Annotated in this window: 21 protein-coding genes and 1 riboswitch; of the genes, 14 read left to right on the top strand and 7 right to left on the bottom strand. The window is 49.0% G+C overall.

Annotation, left to right across the window (positions count from 1 at the left end):
- Positions 1–163: 163 nt before the first annotated feature.
- Both I8U18_RS06435 and I8U18_RS06430 read left to right on the top strand, forming a co-directional pair.
- Entirely contained in the window at positions 164–1,183 is a 1,020-nt protein-coding gene (locus I8U18_RS06435) for an aromatic acid exporter family protein (RefSeq protein ID WP_081943988.1), read from the top strand.
- Positions 1,184–1,326: 143 nt separating this feature from the next.
- Positions 1,327–2,814 carry a M36 family metallopeptidase gene (locus tag I8U18_RS06430; RefSeq protein ID WP_198064655.1) on the top strand — a complete coding sequence of 496 codons (1,488 nt, stop codon included), beginning with the start codon at positions 1,327–1,329 and terminating at the stop codon, positions 2,812–2,814.
- A 9-nt stretch (positions 2,815–2,823) separates the two neighbouring features.
- Here I8U18_RS06430 and I8U18_RS06425 read toward each other — a convergent pair whose 3' ends face one another.
- Entirely contained in the window at positions 2,824–3,042 is a 219-nt protein-coding gene (locus I8U18_RS06425; protein ID WP_033102096.1) for a hypothetical protein, read from the bottom strand.
- 98 nt (positions 3,043–3,140) lie between these two features.
- A complete protein-coding gene (locus tag I8U18_RS06420; protein ID WP_198064601.1) occupies positions 3,141–4,532 on the bottom strand; it encodes an RsmF rRNA methyltransferase first C-terminal domain-containing protein in 1,392 nt (463 codons plus the stop codon).
- Positions 4,533–4,644: 112 nt separating this feature from the next.
- On the opposite strand from I8U18_RS06420, the gene I8U18_RS06415 reads away from it, so the two are divergent.
- Positions 4,645–5,343: a YdcF family protein gene (locus I8U18_RS06415; protein WP_198055382.1), complete on the top strand. Its 699-nt coding sequence runs from the start codon at positions 4,645–4,647 to the stop codon at positions 5,341–5,343.
- Positions 5,344–5,348: 5 nt separating this feature from the next.
- On the opposite strand, the gene I8U18_RS06410 is transcribed toward I8U18_RS06415, so the two are convergent.
- The 4 genes from I8U18_RS06410 to I8U18_RS06395 form a co-directional block, all read right to left on the bottom strand.
- On the bottom strand, positions 5,349–6,677 hold the full coding sequence (locus tag I8U18_RS06410) for a helix-turn-helix domain-containing protein (RefSeq protein ID WP_198059517.1): 1,329 nt from the start codon (positions 6,675–6,677) through the stop codon (positions 5,349–5,351).
- Between the two features lie 414 nt (positions 6,678–7,091).
- Positions 7,092–7,523, bottom strand: coding sequence for a hypothetical protein (locus tag I8U18_RS06405; protein WP_198064600.1), 432 nt, complete (start codon positions 7,521–7,523; stop codon positions 7,092–7,094).
- 153 nt (positions 7,524–7,676) lie between these two features.
- Positions 7,677–8,960, bottom strand: a complete 1,284-nt coding sequence (locus I8U18_RS06400; RefSeq protein WP_198064599.1) for a BaiN/RdsA family NAD(P)/FAD-dependent oxidoreductase — start codon at positions 8,958–8,960, stop codon at positions 7,677–7,679.
- A 230-nt stretch (positions 8,961–9,190) separates the two neighbouring features.
- Positions 9,191–9,874, bottom strand: a complete 684-nt coding sequence (locus I8U18_RS06395; protein ID WP_198064598.1) for a hypothetical protein — start codon at positions 9,872–9,874, stop codon at positions 9,191–9,193.
- Between the two features lie 332 nt (positions 9,875–10,206).
- On the opposite strand from I8U18_RS06395, the gene I8U18_RS06390 reads away from it, so the two are divergent.
- From I8U18_RS06390 to trxA, 5 genes are all read left to right on the top strand, one after another.
- On the top strand, positions 10,207–11,898 hold the full coding sequence (locus I8U18_RS06390; RefSeq protein WP_033102103.1) for an AMP-binding protein: 1,692 nt from the start codon (positions 10,207–10,209) through the stop codon (positions 11,896–11,898).
- Positions 11,899–12,048: 150 nt separating this feature from the next.
- Positions 12,049–12,633 carry a fatty acid metabolism transcriptional regulator FadR gene (locus I8U18_RS06385; protein ID WP_033102104.1) on the top strand — a complete coding sequence of 195 codons (585 nt, stop codon included), beginning with the start codon at positions 12,049–12,051 and terminating at the stop codon, positions 12,631–12,633.
- Between the two features lie 36 nt (positions 12,634–12,669).
- Entirely contained in the window at positions 12,670–13,449 is a 780-nt protein-coding gene (locus I8U18_RS06380; protein ID WP_033102105.1) for an electron transfer flavoprotein subunit beta/FixA family protein, read from the top strand.
- 20 nt (positions 13,450–13,469) lie between these two features.
- A complete protein-coding gene (locus tag I8U18_RS06375; protein ID WP_033102106.1) occupies positions 13,470–14,453 on the top strand; it encodes an electron transfer flavoprotein subunit alpha/FixB family protein in 984 nt (327 codons plus the stop codon).
- Positions 14,454–14,634: 181 nt separating this feature from the next.
- Positions 14,635–14,958 carry a thioredoxin gene (trxA, locus tag I8U18_RS06370; RefSeq protein WP_033102107.1) on the top strand — a complete coding sequence of 108 codons (324 nt, stop codon included), beginning with the start codon at positions 14,635–14,637 and terminating at the stop codon, positions 14,956–14,958.
- Between the two features lie 60 nt (positions 14,959–15,018).
- On the opposite strand, the gene I8U18_RS06365 is transcribed toward trxA, so the two are convergent.
- A complete protein-coding gene (locus I8U18_RS06365; protein ID WP_198055378.1) occupies positions 15,019–16,008 on the bottom strand; it encodes a hypothetical protein in 990 nt (329 codons plus the stop codon).
- A gap of 105 nt (positions 16,009–16,113) precedes the next feature.
- Between I8U18_RS06365 and uvrC the strand changes: the two genes are divergently transcribed.
- The 6 genes from uvrC (at position 16,114) to I8U18_RS06330 (ending at position 24,154) form a co-directional block, all read left to right on the top strand.
- Positions 16,114–17,889, top strand: coding sequence for an excinuclease ABC subunit UvrC (uvrC, locus tag I8U18_RS06360; RefSeq protein ID WP_033102109.1), 1,776 nt, complete (start codon positions 16,114–16,116; stop codon positions 17,887–17,889).
- A gap of 186 nt (positions 17,890–18,075) precedes the next feature.
- On the top strand, positions 18,076–18,567 hold the full coding sequence (locus I8U18_RS06355; RefSeq protein WP_198055377.1) for a replication initiation and membrane attachment family protein: 492 nt from the start codon (positions 18,076–18,078) through the stop codon (positions 18,565–18,567).
- A 172-nt stretch (positions 18,568–18,739) separates the two neighbouring features.
- Positions 18,740–20,215: a phytoene desaturase family protein gene (locus tag I8U18_RS06350; protein ID WP_052154402.1), complete on the top strand. Its 1,476-nt coding sequence runs from the start codon at positions 18,740–18,742 to the stop codon at positions 20,213–20,215.
- 337 nt (positions 20,216–20,552) lie between these two features.
- Positions 20,553–20,736: riboswitch (Lysine riboswitch) on the top strand.
- 125 nt (positions 20,737–20,861) lie between these two features.
- Entirely contained in the window at positions 20,862–22,124 is a 1,263-nt protein-coding gene (locus tag I8U18_RS06340) for an aspartate kinase (RefSeq protein ID WP_198055504.1), read from the top strand.
- Positions 22,125–22,293: 169 nt separating this feature from the next.
- Positions 22,294–23,226 (top strand): ABC transporter permease, encoded by a 933-nt coding sequence (locus I8U18_RS06335; RefSeq protein WP_152568619.1) that lies wholly within the window; start codon positions 22,294–22,296, stop codon positions 23,224–23,226.
- 1 nt (position 23,227) lies between these two features.
- Positions 23,228–24,154, top strand: a complete 927-nt coding sequence (locus I8U18_RS06330; protein ID WP_033102112.1) for an ABC transporter permease — start codon at positions 23,228–23,230, stop codon at positions 24,152–24,154.
- Position 24,155 lies beyond the last annotated feature (1 nt).

The raw sequence follows: 24,155 nt of genomic DNA, 5'->3' as shown, positions 1-24,155 counted from the left end.
CTGATTCAGACAGTTCTCACATCTAATATCATACCAAACTTGTTAAGTTTAGGGAATCGTGCTGTTAATAAAACATTCACGAATGCCCGCTGCTTTTTCCGGTTTACAAAGCCGGGGGTTGCGTTATAATGGGCAATGATTATTAGAAGAAGAGTGAGGCCCCATGAAGATTGGATATCGTGTGATCAAAACAGTAATCGGGATGCCTTTGGCGATGGGGTTGGCGGAATGGATGGGACTTCAATTTTATGTTTCCGCCGGCATGCTGACCATCCTCTGTATCCAGCCGACCAAGAAGCGTTCGTACCAAACGGCATGGGAACGGCTGGCGGCATGTTTTATCGCCATGGGCTTGTCGTTTGCCATCTTTGAGACCATCGGCTACCATCTGTTCAGTTTGTCTGTTCTCCTGTTTATCCTGATCCCGTTGCTCGTCTTTCTCAACCTGAAGGATGGGATTACCACCAGCATGGTCATCATTTTGCATTTTTTTCTGTTAAAGAATATCGATCTCAAAACAATTTTTAATGAAACCATGCTCCTGATCATCGGGATCGGAACAGCAGTTTTGGTAAATATGCACATGCCCAATGTCGAGAAGGATCTTGAGCGCATCCGCAAAGAGATTGAGCAGAACTTTAAAACGATTTTAAAGGAATTTGCCAGTTATTTGCGTAACGGCAACAGCGACTGGGACGGAAAAGAGATTACCGAAACATCCGATATGCTCAAACAAGCGAAAGAATTGGCCTTGAAGGATATTGAAAATCGCCTGAACGATGCTAACTACAGTTATTACCGTTACTTTGAAATGCGCGGAAAGCAATTTGAGATTTTGGAGCGGATCGCGCCTACGGTTTCTTCCTTAAACACCTGCTGTGTCCAGGGGTATATCATCGCCCATTTCCTCGATAAACTCTCCGATGCAGTGCACCCGGGGAATACGGCGCATCTCTTTTTGGAAGAGCTTGAACAGATGCGCGCGGAATTTAAAAAGTCCCCTTTGCCCGTCACCCGGGAAGAATTTGAAACGCGCGCTGCTTTGTTGCACTTTCTCAATGAGATGCGACGCTATTTGCTTATCAAGCGGGATCTGCACAAGGAAGCATTAAAACCTTCAGGACGGAAAGGGAAGCCTTTTATGCTGCGGAAACTGTTGCCTCGATGGCTCAAGAGCGGATGAACCAAGCAGGAGCGGAAAAATGCTCCTGCTTTTTTATATAAAAACGGTGGACGCATACGGGTCCGAATAATAAAATATTTTTGAATATGATTAAATTGGGGGATGAATGATTGGTTAAATCGAAAAAGCTTCGCTTGTGGGCGATGGTCGCGTTTCTGTCGGTGTTCATGTTGAGCATTCCGCTGGCGATGGCTGAACCCGGGCATCAACCGGAAATGTTAACCGTTTCGGTTGCCAAACAAATTGCTGATCAATATTTAAAAGAACACGCAAGTTCGTATCATCTGAAGTCAGATTTATCCGAATTGAAATATTCAACCACGATTACAACCCCTTTGGCGGATTATGTCAGATACCAACAGGTCATCGGCAACCATCCTGTGTTTACGAACCAGGTGGTCGTGACGGTCAGCCGGGCGGGCAAAGTGCAACTGGTCGTATCCGATTTTAAACCGGCGCGGGAAGTGCAAAAAATCCCGTCCAAGCAAATTTCCCAGGAAGAAAGAACAGACCGGGCGTTTGAACAGATCGGTGCCAAAGATAAAGAAACCTGGGGACCGACGAAACAAGAATTCGGCTATCTCGTGCAAGACGGACAGGCGATTCCGGTTTACCGCGTCGTCGTCCATTCCGTCAACCCGTTTGGAGCATGGGAGACCTATTTGCGAGCCGGCGACGGCAAGCTGTTGGCAAAAAGGGATTTGAACCGGCATGCCACCGGCTCCGGCAAAGTTTTTCTGCCCAACCCGGTAGAGACAGCGCGGTCCGTTTCCGGTCTTTCTGATCGGAACGATGCCGACTCCCCGGCGCTGGATGCACAATTGAAACCCGTGATTCTCCAGGGGCTGGACGGATCCGGCAACTTAAAAGGCCAGTTTGTGAACATTCAATCGCGATCAAAAACATTTTCTCAAACTCTTACCTTTAATTATACCCGGAATCAAAACAGCTTTGAGGATGTGATGGCTTACTACCATCTGGATACGATAATCCGGTATATTCACGGGCTTGGCTTTACCAATGTGATGAACGGAACGATCACGGCCAATGTGGATACCTATAAAGAGGATAATTCCTTTTATTCGCCGACGAAAAAAGATCTTACCTTTGGCACCGGTGGCGTGGATGACGCAGAGGATGCCGGTGTGATCGTTCATGAGTTGGGTCATGCGATCCAGGACAATCAGGTTCCCGGCTTTGGAAACAGCGAAGAAGGAGGAGCGATGGGCGAAGGTTTTGGCGATTACATGGGAGCCACCTACGAGGATGCCCTGACGCAGGATGATTTCGGAAAGGCCTGTGTGGCGGAGTGGGATTCGACCGCGTATTCCTCGGGCAACCCGCCTTGCTTGCGCCGTCTCGATACCAACAAAGTATATCCGGACGATCTGCAGGAAGAGGTTCATGCCGACGGGGAAATTTGGTCCCAGGGGTTGTATGAGATGGCTCAGGCATTTGGGCGGGATGTGGCCACCAAGATCATTTTGCAATCGCATTGGTCATTAACGCCAAACGCGACTTTCCACGATGGTGCAAAAGCGATCAAACAAGCGGATGTGATCTTGTTCGGAGGGATGCACGGGGCGAAAATTGACCAAATCTGGGCGGCGCGGGGAATCTCCACTCAATAGGATGGAAATCTATTTGCGTGAACGAAAATTGATCTGGATTTCCTTTATGGATGACCTGAGGGGAAGGGATGGGACGGGAGAGACGGAAGCATCTGTGTCATTCTCTGCTTCATTCTCCGGTTCTTCATTTTCAAACAGATGGCCCATAAACAGCCATTCCGGATGAATCATTCCCATGGCAACGGGCAAATAGCGGGTCCAATATGTTTTTTCGTCCGGCTTGCTCATGGGAATCCCTCCTTCGGCTCTTACCATAAGATATGCGGTTGAACGCTTGAATTATGAGAAGAGGAAAAAAATGGGCGACCCTTTGGCGGGCCGCCTTTTTAATTGTTTTTGTCGAAGCGAAGCCATTTGGGATAGTGATTTTTTAACAGCCCTCCGGACACTTTTCCCCAACCCAGCGGGAAATGGTCGACTGTGACGAGCGTCCATCCCTTGCTTTGAGCGGAGGGAAGGGTTTCACCTTGAAGGTAGCGCAGCAAGTCGGGGTCATCGACGGTGAAGTTGCATTGCCTTTTCACCATCTGCGGATCCAGCGACAGAGCCAAGGCGTGAGAAGGAACAAAGTGATTCTTTTTGGCCTGTCCCAGGTAGCGCCCAGGGCGTTCCACCCGGAGTCCTTTCAGCGAAGGGATGTCAACAGGAACGTAATATAAGTGTTCACCGTACAGGGTGAAAGTGCCATTTGACAAAAAGTTTGTATCCGTCAACGTTTCACTGGCGAACCGTTCCCACAGCTTTCGGGCTTGTGCATGGACGGGAGGCCATTTGCCGGGGCGTTTTTTACTTCCTTCCGCTGTTGCCTCTTTTTGCAATACAGCGACAAAATGCCCTTCTCCACGAAGGTGATGCGGCCAGAGGCGGGCGGCTTTGACCAGTTTATTGTCTGCCTCCCTGATCCAATCGGGCCTGCCGGAACGATAATATTGCCGCTGTGGAACCGGAATCAGTTTAAAATCAGGATGAAGCTGGAGAAACCGCCAAATCAGCTCTTCATTTTCACGGGGGTTAAATGTGCATGTCGAATAGACAAGACGTCCCCCGGGGCGAAGCATCGGTGCGGCCGCCTCAAGAATTTCCAGTTGCAGGTCGGCGCACTTTTCCGTCGCCCGAATGCTCCAGCGCTCACATGCATCGGCGTCCTTGCGGAACATTCCTTCACCGGAACAGGGGGCATCGACCAAAATCCGGTCGAAATAACCGGAAAATCGCTCCGATAAATGGCCGGGATTCTCATTCAGCACGACCGCATTGGTCACACCGCAGCGCTCCAGATTTTCCACCAGCGCCTTAATTCGTTTTGCGTCTATTTCATTGGCGACGAGGATCCCTTTCCCTTTCATTTTGGCGGCAATCTGTGTTGTCTTGCCTCCTGGAGCGGCACAAAGATCCAAAATGTTTTCCCCGGGCTGGGGTTCAAGGGCTTCTGCCGGTGCCATTGCGCTGGCATCCTGGATATAATAAAGACCTGCAGCATGATAGACGTGTTTGCCCGGCCGGTCAAGCTCGTGATTGTAATAAAATCCTTCCGGGCACCAGGGAACGGATTCAAGATGGAAAGGCACCCGTACTTTCAGTTGCTCCGGAGATGTTTTCAAGATGTTGACACGCAAGCTGCGGGTAGGCGGCTCTTCATAGGTATGGTAAAAAGATGGGTATTCCTCTTGTAACAGTTGTTTCATTTGTTCCAGATAATCAACAGGGAGTGAAACCATTGTTGTCCTCCTTTGGGCAGTACCCAAAAATGGTCGGGAACATTTCGCATTCAAGCTTGTGCCATTATACCACAAATGGATTCCAAACATTAGTGGCGGGAGGGAAGCCGAAATGGATATTCCAAAATTTCCGGAACTGCCTCCTTTGACGCAGGAGCAGATGGAGGAAATCACGAAATTGACATTTCTGCATCGTGACCGCTTTGACTATGAAAAACCGTTTGATTTGCTTTTTGTCTTCGGCGGTTCCTATCCGATGATCTGGGAGACGGCGAAGAAGGCTTACGATCAGGGGTTGGCACCGTTGATTCTAGTGACGGGAGGATATAAGGAGGGAGCGACCAGACACGAAAGCTGGACTTACGGCAAAACTCCCGAATCCCGCGTGATCAGGCAGAAGTTAATGGAGCTCGGGGTACCGGGCGAATGCATTTTCATCGAGGACCGGTCGGCCAATTCCTTGGAAAACGTGCTGTTTGCCAAGGAGATATTCGATTTTACCCGAATCCGGCGGCTTCTGTTTGTGTGCAAGGCTTATGCTGCCGGACGGCAATGGCGGACCCTTCGTCGGCATCTGCCCGGCGATCTGTATTGCGCCCCGTATCCGGCTTATACTTCGATCAATCAGGAGGCTGTGACTGAAACGGGTTGGATGAACCGGCCTGATCACCGGCAGATCGTCTATGGAGAGTATTTGCGGATTTTGTACTATGGCCGAAAAGGGGATATTATCCCGGTTGAGCAATCCATTCCGGGATTGCCTCTTCCCGGTGAGGACGGGAGGGGAGAACAGAAGAAGGATTGGCCTTGACAGTGTCAAGTTTCCAACCCTTCTTGTTCGCGAAGACGGAGTTCGGATTGCAACTCGTCGAGCAGGGCAACATATTTTTCTGTATTCCCCATCTTCTTCCAACATTCTGACAGGTTGAGCAGTGATTTTTCCTTTTGCCGGGAGAAATTATATTGTGTGCTTATTTCCAGAGCCTCTTCATAGGGGGTGATCGCCTTGGCATATTCGTCTGTTTCCAGATAATAATCGCCCAGTGCCATTAACGATTCGCAGAAGCGGTGTGCATCATTATATTTTCTTCCCCTGTTCACCGCCATATTCAAACAGTTGAACGATTGTTCCCATTCTCCCCTTTTTCCGTACAGTTTGCCCAGTTGGGTCAAGGTGGAGACGAGAACATATTTCTTATCCTTCAATTTATTCTCCAACCGGAGCGCCAGTTGATAACAGTTTTCCGCCGTTTGCAGATCACCGGCATTCTGCAGGATATTGCCCCATACTGTCAACAGGCGGACCGCTTGTTCATGCGTTCCGTTTGCCCTGGCGATGTATAAGCCTTCTTTGGCAAAGGTGAGGGCGGTTTGAAATTTTTTCTTCTGGTTTAACAATGTCGCTTTCAGTTCATACATATTGAGTTTGACATCCAGGCGATTTATATTTTGGATCGAGGCCCATAGTTCATCGAGGGTTTGCAAAGCTTCATCCGTGCGGTACAATTTTTCCAGATAGGAAACTTTTCCAATTAATAATTCATATTGCAATTCTTGGCGGTCTCCGCTCTTGATGAACACGTTCAGCCCTTTATTAACAAAATCGAGTGCTTTATTCAGGTTATTATCCCGCAAATAGTAGATTCGCCCCAGTTCGTTGAAACAGGCAGCTTTAATATTATTTTCGTTCATGGTGCCTTTCCCGGAATCAATCAATTCGATTGCTTGGTTTATATATTTTTCTGCTGCTTTTAAGTTATTTTTCTTCATGTAACATAAACCTTTTAAGTAAAGGATGATATCCATAAACTGCCCCTTGCTCTCTTGTTGCAACATGCGCAACCGTTCCAGGGCACCGTCGCAATCGAGATTGATGCAGGTTTCGATCAGAAACAACAGGTTTTCGATCTGGCTTCGGTTTTCCCGTTCTTTATTGATGAGTGAAGGAAGATCCTCAATATCAAACCCGAGTTTTTGGCAGTAGTAAATGCGATTTTGCGGTTTGACTGTTGGAACACCGCGTTCAATGCTGCTGATGGTGGCGAAGGAGATGCGATGATCTTCCAAGTCCTTGAGACGGAACCCTTTTTCCTTTCGGATTCTTCGGAGAGCTTCGCCCAAGGCTTTCAAATCTTGTGCATTCACTTAAAATCACCTCTCCGCTTTTATCATATTGGTTCCTGTTTCGTTTGTCTATATTTTAGACGAAAAAGAGGTTCAAATTTGATGTTTTTAAAAAAAATGAATTTAAAAATCCGTATTTAATCAGATTGCACAGGTATGAACGGTAAGATTTAAAAAAAGAGAGGGAGGTTTAAGACAACGATTCGATTGGAAGAAACAGGAAACGATGAAATTGCAAGAAGAGATTTAATATTTTTCCGCTTGCAGTATCTAAAAAGGAAGGCATTGCAGGGAGAAAATGAAAAGGGGAGGATTATCGCAGATTGACCTTCATTAACGAAAAGGAAGAGGGATAACGGCATCGGCAGTTTCCCATGCTTCCTTTTTACGGCCAAACGCTGATCATCCTCCCGGGGGAAATGTTACGGGGATTGGTTAATAGTTAACCCAGCCCATGCCCAGGCCGGTTGTCCGTTTTACCATGATCCGGTATTTTCCTGCCTTGAGTTTGGGATAAAAGTTGTAGCCGACAAAATCACTCCCGCTTGGATTTGGCGGTTCTGTGGCCAGCTTGTGATGGGTGCGCACCAAGTTTCCGTGCTCATCATAAATGTCAAAAATGACTTCGGCCACTCCCTCTTTGTTGAAAAAGAGTTTTCCGGTGATGTTGTCGTCTTTACCGTCAAAATCGAAATATTTTCCTCCGTTGATCCATCCGCAGGTACCCTCAAACTGAATCTCGTCACTGTGCGGATTTACATACTCTGCCGCAGCATGTGCATCAGAGATTGAACCAAAAGCCAGAGTCAAAGATAAACCGGCGGCTGCCAAACAGAAACCGCAACGTTTCAACCAAGTTGTTTTCACTTCCATTCACTCCTGCCATTGATGAGTGCTTCTCTATTATTATATGAGAGCCCGTTTCAGGAAAAAAGGGAAAAGGACTCTTCCATTTGTCTCCTTTTTCGTGATAGCGGATGTCTGGTCAGAGGAGGCGGATTTCTTCGGTTTCATGTCAAGTCATGATAGGGATGCCCGCTGCCCGATCACCTGCTCCGCGGCGCTTTTTCCGGCGACATATCCCGTGCAGGTGGCAGCTGTGATGTTATAACCGCCGGTATAGCCATGAATGTCCAGAATTTCGCCGCAAAAATATAAGCCTTGCATTTTTTTGGATTGCATCGTTTTGGGATCAATTTCTTTTACATGGACGCCGCCCCCGGTGACAAATGCTTTTTCCAGGGACAATGTTCCGTTGATGGCCAGGGTAAAATGCCGGGCTGTCTGGCAGAGTTTTTCCAGCTGTTCACGGGAGAGATGGGAGCAGGTCAAGTCCCCGGAAATCTCCGCCCGCTCGGTGAGCACAGGGATCATCCGGTCGGGAAGAAAGGGTTTCAGGGCGTTGCGCACGGTTTTTTTGGGCTGTTTTCGGCAAACTTTTCCCCACTCTTGTTCCAGTTGATTAGGTCTGACATCCGGAAAAAGATTGATTGCCAAAGGGATGGAAGGCGTTCCGAATTTCTTCAGTGCTTTCACGACAAACTGGCTGCAGCGAAGCGCGGCGGGACCGGAGAGCCCGAAATGGGTGAAGAGGACATCACCGCGATGTTCGACCAGTTTTTTTCCCTTTGGGTTGTAGACGGTTAACACTACATCGCGAAGGGACAAGCCCTGCAATATTTTGTTTTTAATCAGGGGTTCCGCGGACGTAAGCGGGACTTCAGTGGGAAAAAGTTCGGTAATCGTGTGGCCCGCTTCGGTTGCCCACGCATATCCGTCACCGGTCGAACCGGTATGGGAGGCGGCTTTCCCGCCTGTCGCCACGATGACGGCAGGGGCAAAAAAAGATTGCCCGTTCCGGCATTCAACGCCTTTTACTTTCCCCCCTTCATAAAGGATGCGCTTGACCGGCAGATTGACGCGAATTTCCGTGCCGACGGCTTTCACTTTTTTGATAAAAGCCTGGACTACCGATTTGGCGCTGTCTGTGACCGGAAACATCCGCCCGTTGTCCTCCTCTTTCAGACTGACCCCCAAATCTTCAAAAAAGCGGATGATGTCACGGTTGTTAAAAATGGAAAAGACGCTGTACAAAAAGCGCCCGTTTCCGGGAATATTCCGGATCAGTTCATCAATTTCTTTATTGTTTGTCACATTGCACCGCCCGCCACCGGAAATGGCCAGCTTTTTACCCAGTTTTTCGCCTTTATCCAACAGCAGGACCCTGGCCCCGTGCATTCCAGCCGAGGCGCTTGCCATCAAACCGGCGGGGCCGCCGCCAATGACAATAACATCGTAGTTCATATCATAGCTCCTTTTAATTCAGCTTAAGGTATGGATTAGAAAGTTGGAACGAAGCAGGTGCCCCTGTCAAAAATCGCTTCCTTGGAAGTTGCCATCTGCTGAGTTCATTTCGTTGTTTCGGCTACAGGATTCAGTTTAACACAGAACGAGGCAACGCTATGCGAAACTTCCCGGTTATGAGAGACTTCGGATTCCCGCGCCGGTTTGGCATTTGCCTTGCGATCGTCATTTCAGACGCCTTTGCTCCTGTCGGATGCTTGCCTGGTCAGAACGGAGACAGACGCTTCTGAGGTTGGAATTTGTAAATCTGACCGTATGTGAAGAAAGAGGAGTCCGATCTTTTCGTGCAAGGAATGGAGATCATTTTTTAACTCTTCTGACATCTCATTTGTTTGTGCGGAGGCAGGATCGTGCAGTTTCAGATCAATGGAGTGCAACATCTGCCGGATGTCCAGGACATCTTGGAGGATCTGGTCAGGCAGAAGCCAGAGGTGATCATGAATGAACCGTTCCCATTTCAGGCTGTTCATGAGGATATCTTTTGCATGCCTGTTTTGGTTGGATTCGTTGATGATCCGGGTGTTAAAGTAGAGACCGATGACAAAGGTTAAAGCGGTGACAATCGCGGAAATGACCGAAGCAATCACTTCTCCATCCGGCTTGATTAAAAGTAATGAAATGATTAACAAAGAGATCGTGGCAATTCTTTCGATATGGGAATGGAACTGAGGAAAGCGCTGCCCAAACAGGCTGAAATAGACCAAAGCACAGCCGATCAAGCCCAAAATTAACATATCATAACTCAGTTTTTGCAATACTTCAGGGTCATGACTGACGAGAAATAAGATGGCAGCGATGCATACAGCCATAATCATAATGAGATATCCCAGCCATTTTAAAATTTTGAAATACATCTCTTTCCCCCGTTTTCTTAAAAATTGGTTTCAGATCGGCGCGTGGTGCACTCGCTCCCTGATCAATGCTTAAGTTTTCATTCCGGGATTGAGCCGGCATTCTTGATCGTGTCCCGGCATTTCAAGCATATCATTGGATGGATTGCAAACATATAGTGGTGAAGACGGAATATCGCATGCAAATCCCTTTTTCATTTTCGGCAGAACATAAAATTGAGGTTTAAAAAAGCGGGAAAATTAGATAAAATAATTTTGAGTGATCATAAAATATATTCTAAATAGTTATACCCCATTCTTGAATGACTGTTCAGTCAGCAAAGGAGGGCGTTCTCATGGCTGGGACAGAAAGAATTTGGCTCAAGCATTATCCTCCAGAGGTGCCGGCTAAACTGAATTATCCCGATATCCCCATTACCCGCTTCTTAATTGACGCGGCTAAGGATTTTCCTGATCGCGATGCAGTTATTTTTTTGGGAAAACGCCTCACTTTCAGTCAGCTGCTCGACCAGGTATACCGCTTTGCAAATGCCTTGAAATCATTGGGGGTTAAAAGAGGAGAGCGGGTCGGCATCATGCTTCCCAATTCACCCCAGGCGATTATCGCCTATTATGCGACGCTTTTTTTGGGAGCAGTCGTCGTCCAGATCAACCCGCTCTATATGCGAAAAGAGTTGGAGCATCAATTAAAGGATTCTGGGACCGAAACGATTGTTTGTCTTGATGCCGTCCTGCCGAAGGTCAGGGAAGTAGAACCGGTCACTGAACTGAAAAGAATCATTGTGACCGGGATCAAAGATTATCTTCCGTTCCCGAAAAATTGGCTGTTTGCGTTAAAATCAAAAATAGATGGGACATCGGTCAAGGTGGAATACAACGATCACGTTCATTCTTTTGTCAGGCTGCTAAAGAAAGCGCTTCCCAAGCCGGTTGATGCCGTGTACGAGTCGGGGGACGACCTGGCCCTGTTGCAATATACCGGCGGAACGACGGGCTTGGCCAAAGGCGCCATGCTGACCCATCGCAATTTGGTCGTCAATTGTTTACAGGCGGAAGCATGGCTGTACAAAGCGAAAAGGGGAAAGGACAAGATCCTGGGCGCTTTGCCGTTCTTTCATGTCTATGGCATGACGGTGGTGATGAATTTTGCAATTCGGCTGGCATCCACCATTATTTTGGTGCCCAAGTTTGACAGAGATTTGATTTTGCAATTAATTAACAAATACCGACCTACATATTTTCCCGGGGCACCAACCATGTATGTGGGGCTGATCAATCATCCCTCAATTGATCAGTACGATCTGTCGTCGATCGAGGCATGTCTCAGCGGGTCTGCCCCACTGCCGGTCGAAGTGCAGGAACAGTTTGAAAAGCTGACCGGAGGAAGGCTGCTGGAAGGTTACGGAATGACGGAAACTTCACCTGTGACCCATTCCAATCTCGTCTGGGAACGCGTGAAAAATTCGACGATCGGGTTGCCATGGCCGGATACGGATGCGCGCATTGTAGATCCCGAGACTGGCGAGGTGCTGCGGCCCGGAGAAGTGGGAGAGTTGCAAGTGAAAGGGCCTCAGGTGATGAAAGGATATTGGAACCGGCCGGAAGAGACAAAGCAAGTATTGAAAGACGGCTGGTTAAGCACGGGAGATATCGGGCGCATGGATGAAGACGGCTACTTTTATATTATCGACCGGAAGAAGGATACGATCATTGCCGGCGGCTTCAATATCTATCCGCGCGAAGTGGAGGAAATCCTTTTTGAGCATCCGGCGATTGAAGAGGCGTCGGTTGTCGGTGTGCCCGACCCGTATCGGGGGGAGACGGTGAAAGCTTTCATCGTGCTGAAAAAAGGACAGCAGGTGACGGAAGATGAGCTGAACCAGTTTTGCCGGGCCCGACTTGCCAGTTACAAGGTTCCGCGTTTGTATGAATTCCGCGATGAACTGCCCAAATCTTCCGTTGGCAAAGTATTGCGCCGCGTTTTGGTTGAAGAGGAAAAAGTGAAGTTGCAACAAAAAGCGCAGTAATTCCAGAAAATGCCGGAAGGAAAAGTCAAATAATACGTTTAATTATAACCTGTAAAATGTGTATAAATGCATTGACAATTGGGAAGTATTAACCTAAACTTAAATTGAATGAATAGTCATTCATCGTAAAATACTGAGAGGATTTGAGCCATGGCTAAACGGACCGGAGAAAAGTATGAAGCGATCATTGAGGCTGCCATTCGCGTGATCGCGAAATATGGCTATCACAATGCACAGGTGTCAAAGATCGCCCGTGAAGCCAAGGTGGCAGACGGTACCATTTACTTATACTTTGAAAACAAAGATGATGTACTGATCTCTTTGTTCAGTGAAAAAATGGGTTCTTTCATCACCAAGGTTGAAGAGGAGCTCAAACAGATTAAATCCCCCTCAGATCAGCTCTATAAACTGATTCAACTTCATTTTCAGCATTTGGAGCGGGATCATGAGCTCGCCCTTGTCACCCAGATCGAATTGAGGCAGTCCAATCCTGAAGTGCGCAAGGGGATTGGGGAGATCTTGAAAAGGTATTTGAATGTGATTGACCAGATCATCGAGCGTGGTATCGAAACAGGCATTTTCCGCAGCGATCTCGATGTGCGCATCACAAGGAAAATGATTTTCGGGACGTTGGATGAGACGGTGACATCATGGATTATGAACAACCATAAATACAGTTTGCTCGATCAAGTGGATGAGATTCACCGTTTGTTCATCTCTGGTATGGGGGATTAAAGAAAATCTTCGCGTAAGGTTAGGGGGAGAGTAACCATGAACATCCTTGTTTGCCTCAAACAGACTTTTGACACCGAAGAGCGCATTACCATTGAGAATGGCCGCATCAGCGAAGACGGGGTGGAGTTTGTCATCAACCCTTATGATGAATATGCCGTGGAAGAAGCCATTCGCCTCAAGGAGAAGCACGGCGGCGAGGTGACGGTGATCACGATCGGGCCGGAGCGCGCGGAACAAGCTTTGCGCACGGCGATGGCGATGGGTGCTGACAAAGGGGTGATCGTGGACATCGAAGAATTGGAAGAAGAGCCGGATGAACATACCATTGCAAAAATCCTGGCTGCCACCATCAAGGAAGAGGATCTCGCCTTCGATATTATCCTGTGCGGTTATATGGCCGTGGATGACGGCTCGGCACAAGTGGGGCCGCGTTTGGCAGAGCTTTTGGAAATCCCCCATATTTCCACTATTACCAAGCTGGATATCGATGGGAACAAAGTGTCGGTGGAAAAAGATGTGGAGGGGGATGTCGAGCTGATTGACTCCAGTCTTCCGATCCTGGTCACGGCCCAACAGGGGCTGAACGACCCGCGTTATCCTTCGCTTCCGGGAATTATGAAAGCAAAAAAGAAACCGCTTACGCGCTTGGAATTGGATGATCTCGATCTGGACGAAGAAGAGATCGCTGCCAAAACGGAAACGATCGATGTCTTCCTTCCGCCGAAAAAACAAGCGGGGAAAATCCTGCAAGGGGATATTAAAGACCAAGCAAAAGAACTGGTTCAACTGCTTAGGAACGAAGCGAAAGTGATTTAACAGCGAGGGGGAACGAATTCATGAGCAGAAACGTACTTGTGTTGGCCGATGTCCGCGATGGCAAATTGCGCAACGTGAGTCTGGAATCCCTGGCGGCAGCCCGTAAAGTGGCAGAAGGAGGGAGCGTGACAGCCGCCGTGTTTGGCAGCTTTGCCAAAGACCTGGTTGATCCGCTTGCCGAGCATGGGGCTGACAAAGTACTCGTCGTTACCAATCATGAATTGGATCAGTATACGACCGATGGTTATTTCGCCGCCTTTAAAAAGGTGATTGAACATATAAACCCGGATGTGATCTTCACCGGGCATACCGCCGTCGGCAAAGATCTGTCCCCGCGAATTGCGGCACGCTTGGGATTGGGGCTTGTTTCCGACGTGACCAGAGTTGAGCTTGAAGAAGGACGAATCGTCTTTACCCGGCCGATCTATGCCGGAAAAGCGTTTGTGAAGAAAGTGTTCAAAGAAGGTACGGTTTTTGCCACGCTTCGGCCCAACAATATTGAAAAGGGAGAAGCGGATTCAGGGCGCAAGGCCAACGTTGAGGAATTGCGAGTAGATGTACCGGCTGATCTCTTGCGCACCATTGTAAAAGATGTGGTTAAAAAATCGACTGACGGAGTCGATCTTTCCGAAGCAAGAATCATTGTTTCTGGCGGGCGCGGTGTCAAAAGCGCAGACGGTTTCAAGCCGCTGGAGGAATTGGCCAGCCTTCTCGGAGGTGCTGTCGGGGCTTCGCGCGGTGCCTGCGATTCCGGTTATTGTGATTATGCCCTGCAGATCGGGCAGACCGGGAAAGTGGTTACACCTGATTTGTACATTGCATGCGGAATTTCCGGGGCGATTCAGCATCTGGCGGGCATGTCAAACTCCAAAGTGATCGTGGCCATCAACAAAGATCCGGAAGCACCGATATTCCAGGTGGCTGATTACGGGATCGTCGGCGATTTGTTTGAAGTGGTCCCTCTGTTGACAGAGGAGTTTAAAAAACTGCTCGCCCAGAATTAAAAATCATCAGCAATCATTCGCAAGCTGGAGCACAATATGATTATTGTGCTCTTTGCTGTATTGTCACCGTCTGGAATGGTTGTAACTTTTTTTTTTCAAGTGGTATACTATCTCTGTAGAACAGTCTATATGGCTTGTTCGGTTTGCAGGTTTGCAACAGATTATGAGGAGGATTTTTCAAATGGCTATTGTAGAAATTACAGATCAAACTTTTAATAAAGAAGTCGAATCTGCTGATGCCGGTTCGGTGTTGGTCGATTTTTGGGCACCATGGTGCGGTCCGTGCCGCATGTTGGCTCCGATCCTGGAAGAAGTGGACGGTGAAATGGGCGATCAGGTGAAAATCGTAAAAGTGAATGTGGATAACAGCCCGGAAACAGCCGGCAAGTTCGGGGTAATGAGCATTCCGACCCTGATGCTCTTCAAAAACGGCGAAATGGTTTCCAAAGCCGTCGGGCTGCAACCGAAAGAACAACTGGTTGCCTGGATTAAAGAGCACATCTAAACCGGAACAAAAGCGATTTATAAGAAAAAATGCCACCAGAGCCAAGCTGGTGGCATTTTACTATTCATCGTCTTTGCGCTCGGTTGACGGGGAATCCGGATCAGATTTCTTAATGGAAAAGGAAACATCCGCATCGTCTGTTGCCGGGGCGGCAGGTTCGGCCTCCACATTGACAATCAATGGGCGCAAATATTTATGATATCGATAGGCGATCATCAAAGTGATGATCATCATGATGAACGGAGTGATTGCGATCTGGAGCAGGAACTGAATCAGCTCCATCACAGCGAGCACACCCTGATTTCCCGAATTTCCGAGAAAGACGAAGACAAAGCTGACCAGTAAGTAAACAACCACGATTGCAACAGTCAACAACATGGCGAAGAAGAAACTTCCAAACACCCGGCCGAACGCTTTGGTGAAAAGCCGGAAGGATTTTTTGAGTGATAAGATCACGTCAGTATCTTCGCTGATCAGAATATAGGGAGCATGCATGAAGGCCAGGCCCAAAATGAAGAAACCGATCAGTCCGATCAGAATCAATAATGCGCCGATGACAGGCGAATTCATCCCGGCTGCGATAATTCCGATTAACAGCAGCAAGCCTGGCACGAGATATGCTAAACTAGACAAGAGGTATACGAGAAAGGCTTTCAGCATGTATTTGAAGCCTTTGCTGAAATATGTAGAGATGTCTGATTTGTTTTCCGCGACAGCCTGGACGGCGACGCTGATCGACCCGGCGTTTTGAAATGCTTCGAGAAGCAAGTACAAAATCCCGCCGATGAGCAGAAACAGGAGCAGGATCAATAACGTGCCGGACGAGAAAAAGGAATCGAGCATCGGGATGATCTCGTCACCGGTCATGGTGTCCAGACTGATTCCCGATGGCAGTGATCCGACCAGGAGAGCACCGCCGACAATCATGAGCGCAAAGAAGAAGAGAACAAAAATAAAGGCTCCAACAATGCCGACCGCAAGCGATCCGACCAGGTTGGAGAGCCATACTTTGACTCCGTGCTGACGCAGAATATCGGAAAAACGTAACACGAAGAAAATTCCTCCTTTAGTTAAGATAAGATAAATATACCATGTTTGCATATCTAGATAACCAATAATATTTTAAAGTTTTTTATATGTTGAAAGAGGGGTATCATGGGACTGATTCAGGATAAGCTGGCTCTTTTGCCCGAGCAACCGGGATGCTACCTGATGAAAAATAAAGATGGGGAAATTATTTATGTCGGCAAGGCAAAGAGCTTGAAAAACCGGGTTCGTTCTTACTTTACCGGCAGTCATGACGGAAAAACGCAACGATTGGTCATGGATATCGCCGATTTTGAATATATCGTGACCGGCAGCCCTCTGGAAGCTCTCATCTTGGAGTGCAATCTGATCAAGAAGCACCGGCCGCGTTACAATATCATGCTGAAGGATGACAAGTCTTACCCTTACCTGCGCCTGACCAAGGAGCGTCACCCGCGCCTGGAAGTGACGCGAAATCTGAAGAAAGACGGTTCACGGTATTTTGGCCCTTATCCCCATGCAGGGGCGGCGCAGCACACCAAAAAATTACTTGATCGCTTGTTTCCGCTCAGAAAGTGCAAAACGATTCCCAAACGCGTTTGTTTGTATTACCATATGGGGCAATGCTTGGCTCCCTGTGAATTTGAAGTGAATAAAGAGGAGTATGAAGCGATCACTCAAAAGATTACCCGCTTTTTGAACGGCGGTTATCCGGAACTGAAGCGGGAGCTGAAGAAAAAGATGGAAGAAGCAGCCGAAAGGCTGGAGTTTGAGCGGGCCAAAGAGTACCGGGATCTGCTCCGGGATATTGAGGCGACGATGGAGAAGCAAAACATTGTCTTTCAGGATCAAATTGATCGTGACGTGTTTGGTTATGCGGCCGAAAAGGGGCTTATGTGTGTTCAGGTCTTTTTCGTGCGCCAGGGGAAATTGATCGAGCGCGAAGTTTCCATTTTCCCTCACCATCAAGAGCCGGAAGAGGATTTTTTGACGTTTGTCGCCCAGTTTTACCACGAAATGCCCGGCCTGCCGAAGGAGATTCACCTGCCACAGGGAATCGATCTCGAACTGTTACAGGGTCTTTTGCCCGAGGTTCACGTGCAGATTCCGCAGCGCGGGGTGAAGGCAAATCTGGTGAACATGGCGATGGAAAATGCACGGATCGCTCTCAAGGAGCGGTTCCAACTGATGGAAAGAGACGAAGAGAAAACCGTCCGCGCCCTGGAGAATTTGGCAGAAGTTCTTGGCATCGGATTGCCGCGCCGCATTGAAGCTTTTGACAACTCCAACATTCAGGGAACCGATCCCGTTTCAGCGATGGTGTGCTTCATTGACGGAAAACCGGCGAAAAAGGAGTACCGAAAGTTTAAAATCCGCACAGTCGACCAGCCGGATGATGTGAAAACGATGCGGGAAGTGATCCGGCGGCGCTATACCCGCGTGTTGAAGGAAAATCTTCCGTTGCCGGATCTGATTCTGGTCGATGGCGGAAAGGGACAGATCAACGCGGCGCGTGATGTGCTTGAAAACGAGCTCGGCCTTTATATTCCGTTGGCCGGTATGGTAAAAGACGACAAACACCGGACGGCGGGGCTAATCGCCGGGGATCCGCCGCAAAATGTGAATTTAAAGCGGGGGAGTCAAGAATTTTATCTGATCGGGCGCATTCAGGAAGAGGTTCACCGCTTTGCCATCACCTTCCACCGGCAGACGAGGGGGAAACACCTGCTCGAATCGGCACTGGACAAGATTCCCGGAATTGGGCCCAAGCGGAAGCAGCAACTGTATCGTCATTTTGGCTCCATCGCTAAAATGAGGGAAGCATCCGTCGAGGAGTTTCGCAAAGCGGGAATCGGGGATAAGCTGGCGCATACGATCAAGGAATCACTGCGCAATACAGAGTAACCTGCTCTTTGCATCGCAAGGGGCGGGACTTTTTTATTTCAAACATTTTATGATTATTTTTTTGATAACTTGTATCATTTTTACATTTGCTATATCTTTTTTTTAGGGGATCAATTTCAATTTCTGAAACTTTTTCCTTTTGCCCGCTGGTATAATAGAATTAAACCATTTTGCCGGGAGGTTGCCATGACAGGATCAGATAAGCAGCTACATAAACTGGAGACGATGGATCCGCTTGAATTTTTGGGCCAGTTCACAGGCGGACAGCCTGTTGCCAAACCGCTGGGCCAGTTGGTTTATGATCTGAAAAAAAATTATGCTTTCTCCAACGGTGTGATCAATGCTTTGTTTCAGGTATGCCTGGAGGAAAATGATTATAAAATCGTTCGTTCCCATGTGATGAACATGGCAGAGCGGCTGGGGGCGGCAATGGTGCGAACCGCGCAGGATGTTTTTGCTTATCTGCAGGCAGATTCCAGGCAAAGCAAAACCGGGAACAGACAGAAAACGCGAAATTTCGACAGTTTTAACTCTGAATATGTGGAGACCAATATCGCCCTGATTGCCAGACAACTTCATGAAGTGCGCCAGGAAGTGAATATCCGGTTCCAGCAGATTCAAAAACAGCTGGACCGCATCGAAAGCCAGTTGGGGCAATTGACAGATTTGTTTAAATAACGGAAAGCCAAATCCAACGATCGTTATGTTCAACTTTGCATAGCGGTCTTTTTTGCTTTATGGAGAGGGTTGCCCAGGCGAAGGTTTTTTTTGCTTTTTGCAGAACGCCATAAGAGGATATGATAAATTTTCTATCTTGAACTCATCGACTATGCAGGAAAGGAAGGAAAGAATGATGAGAACGGGAGTGGTGATCGGAGGGGGAGTAGCGGGACTTGTTACGGCCATCCAGTTAGCCGCCCGCGGAGTAAAAGTGACGCTCTTTGAAAAAGAAGCGGCCTTGGGCGGGAGATTTCGCTCTGTGCAGGCGGGGGATTACTTTTTCGATACGGGTTCCTCAACGGTTCTGATGCCCTGGGTTTTTGAACGCTTCATGCGTCAGTCAGGAGAGTCTGAGCCATTGCCCTTTGTTCCGCTTGAGGTCAACAGCCGCCATTTTTTTTATAACAAAACCATTGTTGATTTATCGGCAGACCCTGATATTATGGCTGAACAGCTGGACGGGTTTTCACCGGAGGACCGGCAGGGGTTTCTCGATTATCTCACAGAAACAGGCCGGCTCTATGAGACGGTGGAAGAGTGGATGCTGGAAGAGAGCGGAGGGCAGGGCGGTAAACGGTTTTCGGCGAAGTGGCTCAAAGCGTGGTTTTCCATTCATCCTTTTGTTTCCCTCGACTCGTTTCATCGCCGCTTTTTCTCAGATCCCCGTTTGATTGCCATGATGAATCGCTTGGTGACCGGCGGCCGGGTTTCACCCTATGAAGCCCCTTCGTTTCTTTCCTTTATCGCTTATTTGCATCTGGTGCAAGGAACCTGTTTTGTGGAAGGGGGGAGCGGCCGGTTGATTGAGCTGTTGGAGAAACGGGCCAGATCGCTGGGGGTTGCGATTCATCTGAACTGTCCGGTGGAAAGGATTCTTGTCTCCGGCAGCCATGTGGCAGGGGTCCGGGCAAAAGAAGAGAACTGGAGCGCGCAATTGGTGGTTTCCGCCGTTGACAATATACAGACACAAACGGAATTGCTCGAACGAACGAAGGTCAAGCACTCAGACCAGCCGGGCAGTTCCGCTTTTCTCTGCCTGTGGGGCGTCAAGCAGCCGTTTCCTTTTTTGCACCATCACAATTATTTTTATCCGAGCGATTACTGGCGGCATGATATTGACTTGTTTGATCAGCAAAGATGGACGGAGTCGCCCATTATCTATGTGGGGAATCCATCTGCTTCCGGACAGGGGAGAGTGGCGACGGAAAGCCGTTTGCATGTGAAGGTGAACGTGCCGCTTCGGAAGATGGACAATGAGAAGCCGTCTTACACCGCTTATCGCGATCTTTTGCTTTTTCTGCTGGAAAAGGTGTGGGGGTTGAAAGGATTGGAGGAATCCTTGGAAGTGGAAGAGGTATATGGGCCGGATGAGTTGGATTTACGGATTGGTACGCAGGAGGCGGTATCGCCCGGGAAAATGGTCCGTCGTTTCCGGCCCCGGTTCCACGATCCGATCCGGGACCGGCAGATAAAAGGGCTTTACTATACGAGTTCTGTGGCCGATTTTGCCGAAGATCCTTCCTTTGCCGCATTGGGTGGTATTCGGACGGCAAAGCGGATCGAGGAGGATTGGAAGGGGGAAATGAGAGCCGGAGCAGTTAGGTGAGTGCAGCTTTTATAAGATGATGTGCATGATTATTCATTTTTGCTGAGGATCACTCGTGGACACACATGCTGCCGGAAAAAATCGAGCGCCGGTGATTGGAGGCGGCCCTGAAACCGGAACCGAAAGTTGCTTTCATGGAAAAGCATCTTGCAAAATCGCTTGAGACTTGCCCCGATCCAAACATTCTGCGGTGATATTTGCTGCCGTTTGCACGTGAGCGCCGCTGATGGGATCGACAGGGAAAAGGAAATAAATGAGACCAAAATTCTATTATTGCGTATAAATATTGGATATGTTATCATCTGAACAACAATTGAAATGAAATGACTCGCTGATCATGTGGAATAGAGGTGCGGCTTTTATCAGTACTTGTCTGGAGTTCGGGGACGAGGAAGGACAGGGAAAGGAAAATGCCGCCGAAGTTTGTTTTGGGTTGCCGGCCCGAAGCAGGCTGGTACCGTGCCCGAACAGGGGCGGTATTGTCACAGAAGCCACTGCTTTTGTGGAGCGCTAATCCGCAGGGAACGAGCGAACTGGAGCATTGGTAGGTACAAGGCGACAGCTAGCGACTCTCTGCTGTGGCCTTCTGTTTTTTTTTTCAGGAGAGTAGTGGATGAGCGAGTACCGAGCAGAGAGGAGAGGAACAATGAGCATCGTCGTGCAAAAATTTGGCGGCACCTCAGTCGGCAGCATCGAGCGCATTCGTGCCGTGGCAGAGATCGTTGCGAAAACGGCGGCAAAAGGACACCAGTGCGTAGTCGTGGTTTCGGCCATGGGGAAATCAACAGACCAGCTTGTCGCAATGGCGAAAGAAATCAGTGAAAATCCTTCACCTAGGGAGATGGACATGCTCTTGACGACGGGGGAGCAAGTGAGCATCGCCTTGCTGTCGATGGCACTGCAGGAAAAGGGGCTGAAGGCCCGTTCGATGACGGGATGGCAGGCCGGGATTGAAACCGATCACGTTCACGGGAAAGCGATGGTTCGCCATGTGAACACGGATGCGATTCTGAACTGCCTGAATCGGGGCGAAGTGGTTGTCGTGGCCGGTTTCCAGGGGCTCTCCCCAAACAGCGAGATCACGACGCTCGGGCGCGGAGGTTCCGACACGACCGCGGTGGTCTTGGCGGCGGCCCTGAAAGCAGAGTATTGCGAGATTTATACTGATGTCACCGGCGTCTTTACGGCTGATCCCCGGATTGTTCCCAGCGCGAGAAAGATGGAAGAGATCTCGTATGAAGAGATGCTGGAGCTGGCGCATTTGGGCGCGGGGGTGCTGCATCCCCGTTCCGTCGAGGCAGCGCTCATCAATCAGGTTGATCTGATCGTGCGCTCCAGCTTTGTCGATGAACCGGGAACTTGGGTGAAGGAGGAAAGCACAATGGAACAGGAATTAAATGTGAGAGGGATCGCTCACGATCTCAATGTGGCCAGGATTAAAGTATTGGGATTGCCCAACCATGAACATACATTAACCCGGTTGTTCAGTCTTCTGGCCGACGCGCACATCAATGTGGATATTATCGTGCAAAGTGAACATGATCAGGAAACCATCGATGTCGCCTTCAGCGTCGCCGAAAACGAGGGAGCGGAAGCAGAGCGGGTTCTGCAAAGCGCTAAAGAGGAGCTGAACTTTGTCAAAATTTTGGCGGAGTCCGGTTTGGCCAAGGTATCGGCGGTAGGGGTAGGCATGATGACCAAGCCGGGGGTTGCCGCCAAAATGTTTTCCTGCTTGAGTGAAGCCGGAGTCCGGGTCAAAATGGTTTCCACATCTGAAATCAAAATCTCGTGCGTAATTGACCGTGAACTTGCAAAAACGGCGGTTCAGCGGCTTCACACTGCGTTTGGGCTGGATGGGCACGAGGAAACGGCGTCGGGAAAAAAAGAATTAAACCCTTCCGTTGTGTAAAGATCATTTGACCGGCATTCACCTGGTTGCAGGTGAACCTGCCGGTTTTTTTATGGAATCGGCTTGACTGAAAACAATTGTTTAAGGGATGATTAAAATGATTAAGAAATTGCATTATATATGAAAATATTTTTTTATTCAGATGCCCGTTGCCTTGGAGGTGGAAAGCTTGCTGCGCTACATTTTGGGCCGCATTGTTCAGATGGTGGTTACGCTGTGGGTGATTGCGACCATCACCTTTCTCATGATGAAAGCGATTCCGGGAGACCCTTTTTCAAGCGATAAAAAACTTCCGGAAGAAGTGCTTCACAACCTGCGGGCGTACTATCACCTGGATGAACCCGTTTCGGTTCAATATTTGGTGTATATGAAGGATTTACTCACCTTTGATTTGGGATTTTCGATAAAAGATCAGACCCGGACGGTGAATGACATTATTGCCGACGGTTTTCCGGTTTCCGCGCAACTGGGAGCACAAGCGCTGGTCGTGGCCATCATTGCCGGCGTCATTCTCGGCGCAGTGGCCGCCCTTCGGCAAAATCGCCTGACGGACTATGCGGCAATGGTTATGGCCGTCCTGGGGATTTCGATTCCCAGTTTTGTGTTGGCTCCCCTGCTCCAGAAGTATCTGGGAGTCGAATGGGAATTGCTGCCCGTGGCCAGATGGGAGGGATTCACCTCGACCATCATGCCGACCATCACCCTGGCGGCCTTACCGCTGGCGACCATAACGCGGTTAATGCGCGCGAGCATGGTGGAAGTGCTGACCCAGGATTATATCCGGACCGCCCGGGCCAAAGGGCTGCCACCCGGCCGGGTGATTTTGCGGCATACCCTGCGCAATTCCATCTTGCCGGTGGTGACAATTCTCGGCCCGATTTCCGTAGGGGTATTGACAGGCAGCTTTGTAATTGAAAACATTTTTTCCATGCCGGGAATCGGCCGGTATTTTGTCGACAGCATTTCCAATCGCGATTATCCGATGATCATGGGCATCACCCTGTTTTATTCCGCCTTGCTCATCTTTGTCAACTTTCTGGTGGATCTCGCTTACGGCTGGATTGATCCGCGGATTCAGATCACGAAAAAGGGGGAGAGGTAAAGTGGAACCGGCAACCGATCAAACGCGTTTTCTTCCCTCTGTCCGGTCGCGTACCGAACTGGAAAAGATCAGCCGCCCGCATACAACCTATTGGCAGGATGTTTGGCGGAGGCTGAGAAAAAACATTCTGGCGATGACCGGACTTGTCCTGATATTGCTGATCGCCCTGATGTCCATTTTCGGTCCGATGATCTCCCCTTATGATTACAGTGATCAAAACTTGAAAGACGGCATCAATCTGGAACCTTCCGGCGAGCATTGGTTCGGGACGGACGATTTGGGGCGGGATGTTTTTGTCCGCGTCTGCGAAGGGGGACGAATCTCCCTGACGATCGGGCTGATGGCCGCATTGATCGATCTGCTGATCGGGGTGATCTATGGAGGGATTGCCGGTTATCGGGGAGGGAGAACCGATGAAGTGATGATGCGAATCGTTGATATTTTATGGGGACTGCCTTATTTATTGACGGTCATTTTGCTCATGGTGGTCATGCCGCCGGGGTTGGGAACGATTATTCTCGCGCTGACCGTGACCGGATGGCTGAATATGGCCCGCTTGGTAAGGGGACAGGTTCTTCAGTTGAAAGAACAGGAGTTTGTGCTGGCCGCCCGGACTCTCGGAGCCGGTACAAAACGGATTTTGTTCAAGCATCTGATTCCGAATGCCATGGGCCCGATCATCATCATGCTCACCTTGACCGTCCCGTCGGCCATCTTTGCCGAAGCGTTTTTAAGTTTTTTGGGATTGGGTGTCCAGGCACCGATTGCCAGCTGGGGAACGATGATCAACGATTCACTGATCACGATTCTTTCCGGTGAATGGTGGCGCCTCTTTTTTCCCTCGTTGTTCCTCTGTATCACAATGCTTGCTTTTAACGCCCTCGGTGACGGACTGCGTGACGCGCTTGATCCGAAGATGCGCAAATAGA

The sequence above is a fragment of the Thermoactinomyces sp. CICC 10522 genome (assembly GCF_016055075.1).
Taxonomy (GTDB): domain Bacteria; phylum Bacillota; class Bacilli; order Thermoactinomycetales; family Thermoactinomycetaceae; genus Thermoactinomyces_A; species Thermoactinomyces_A daqus.
This window is presented reverse-complemented; position numbering and strand designations above follow the sequence as displayed.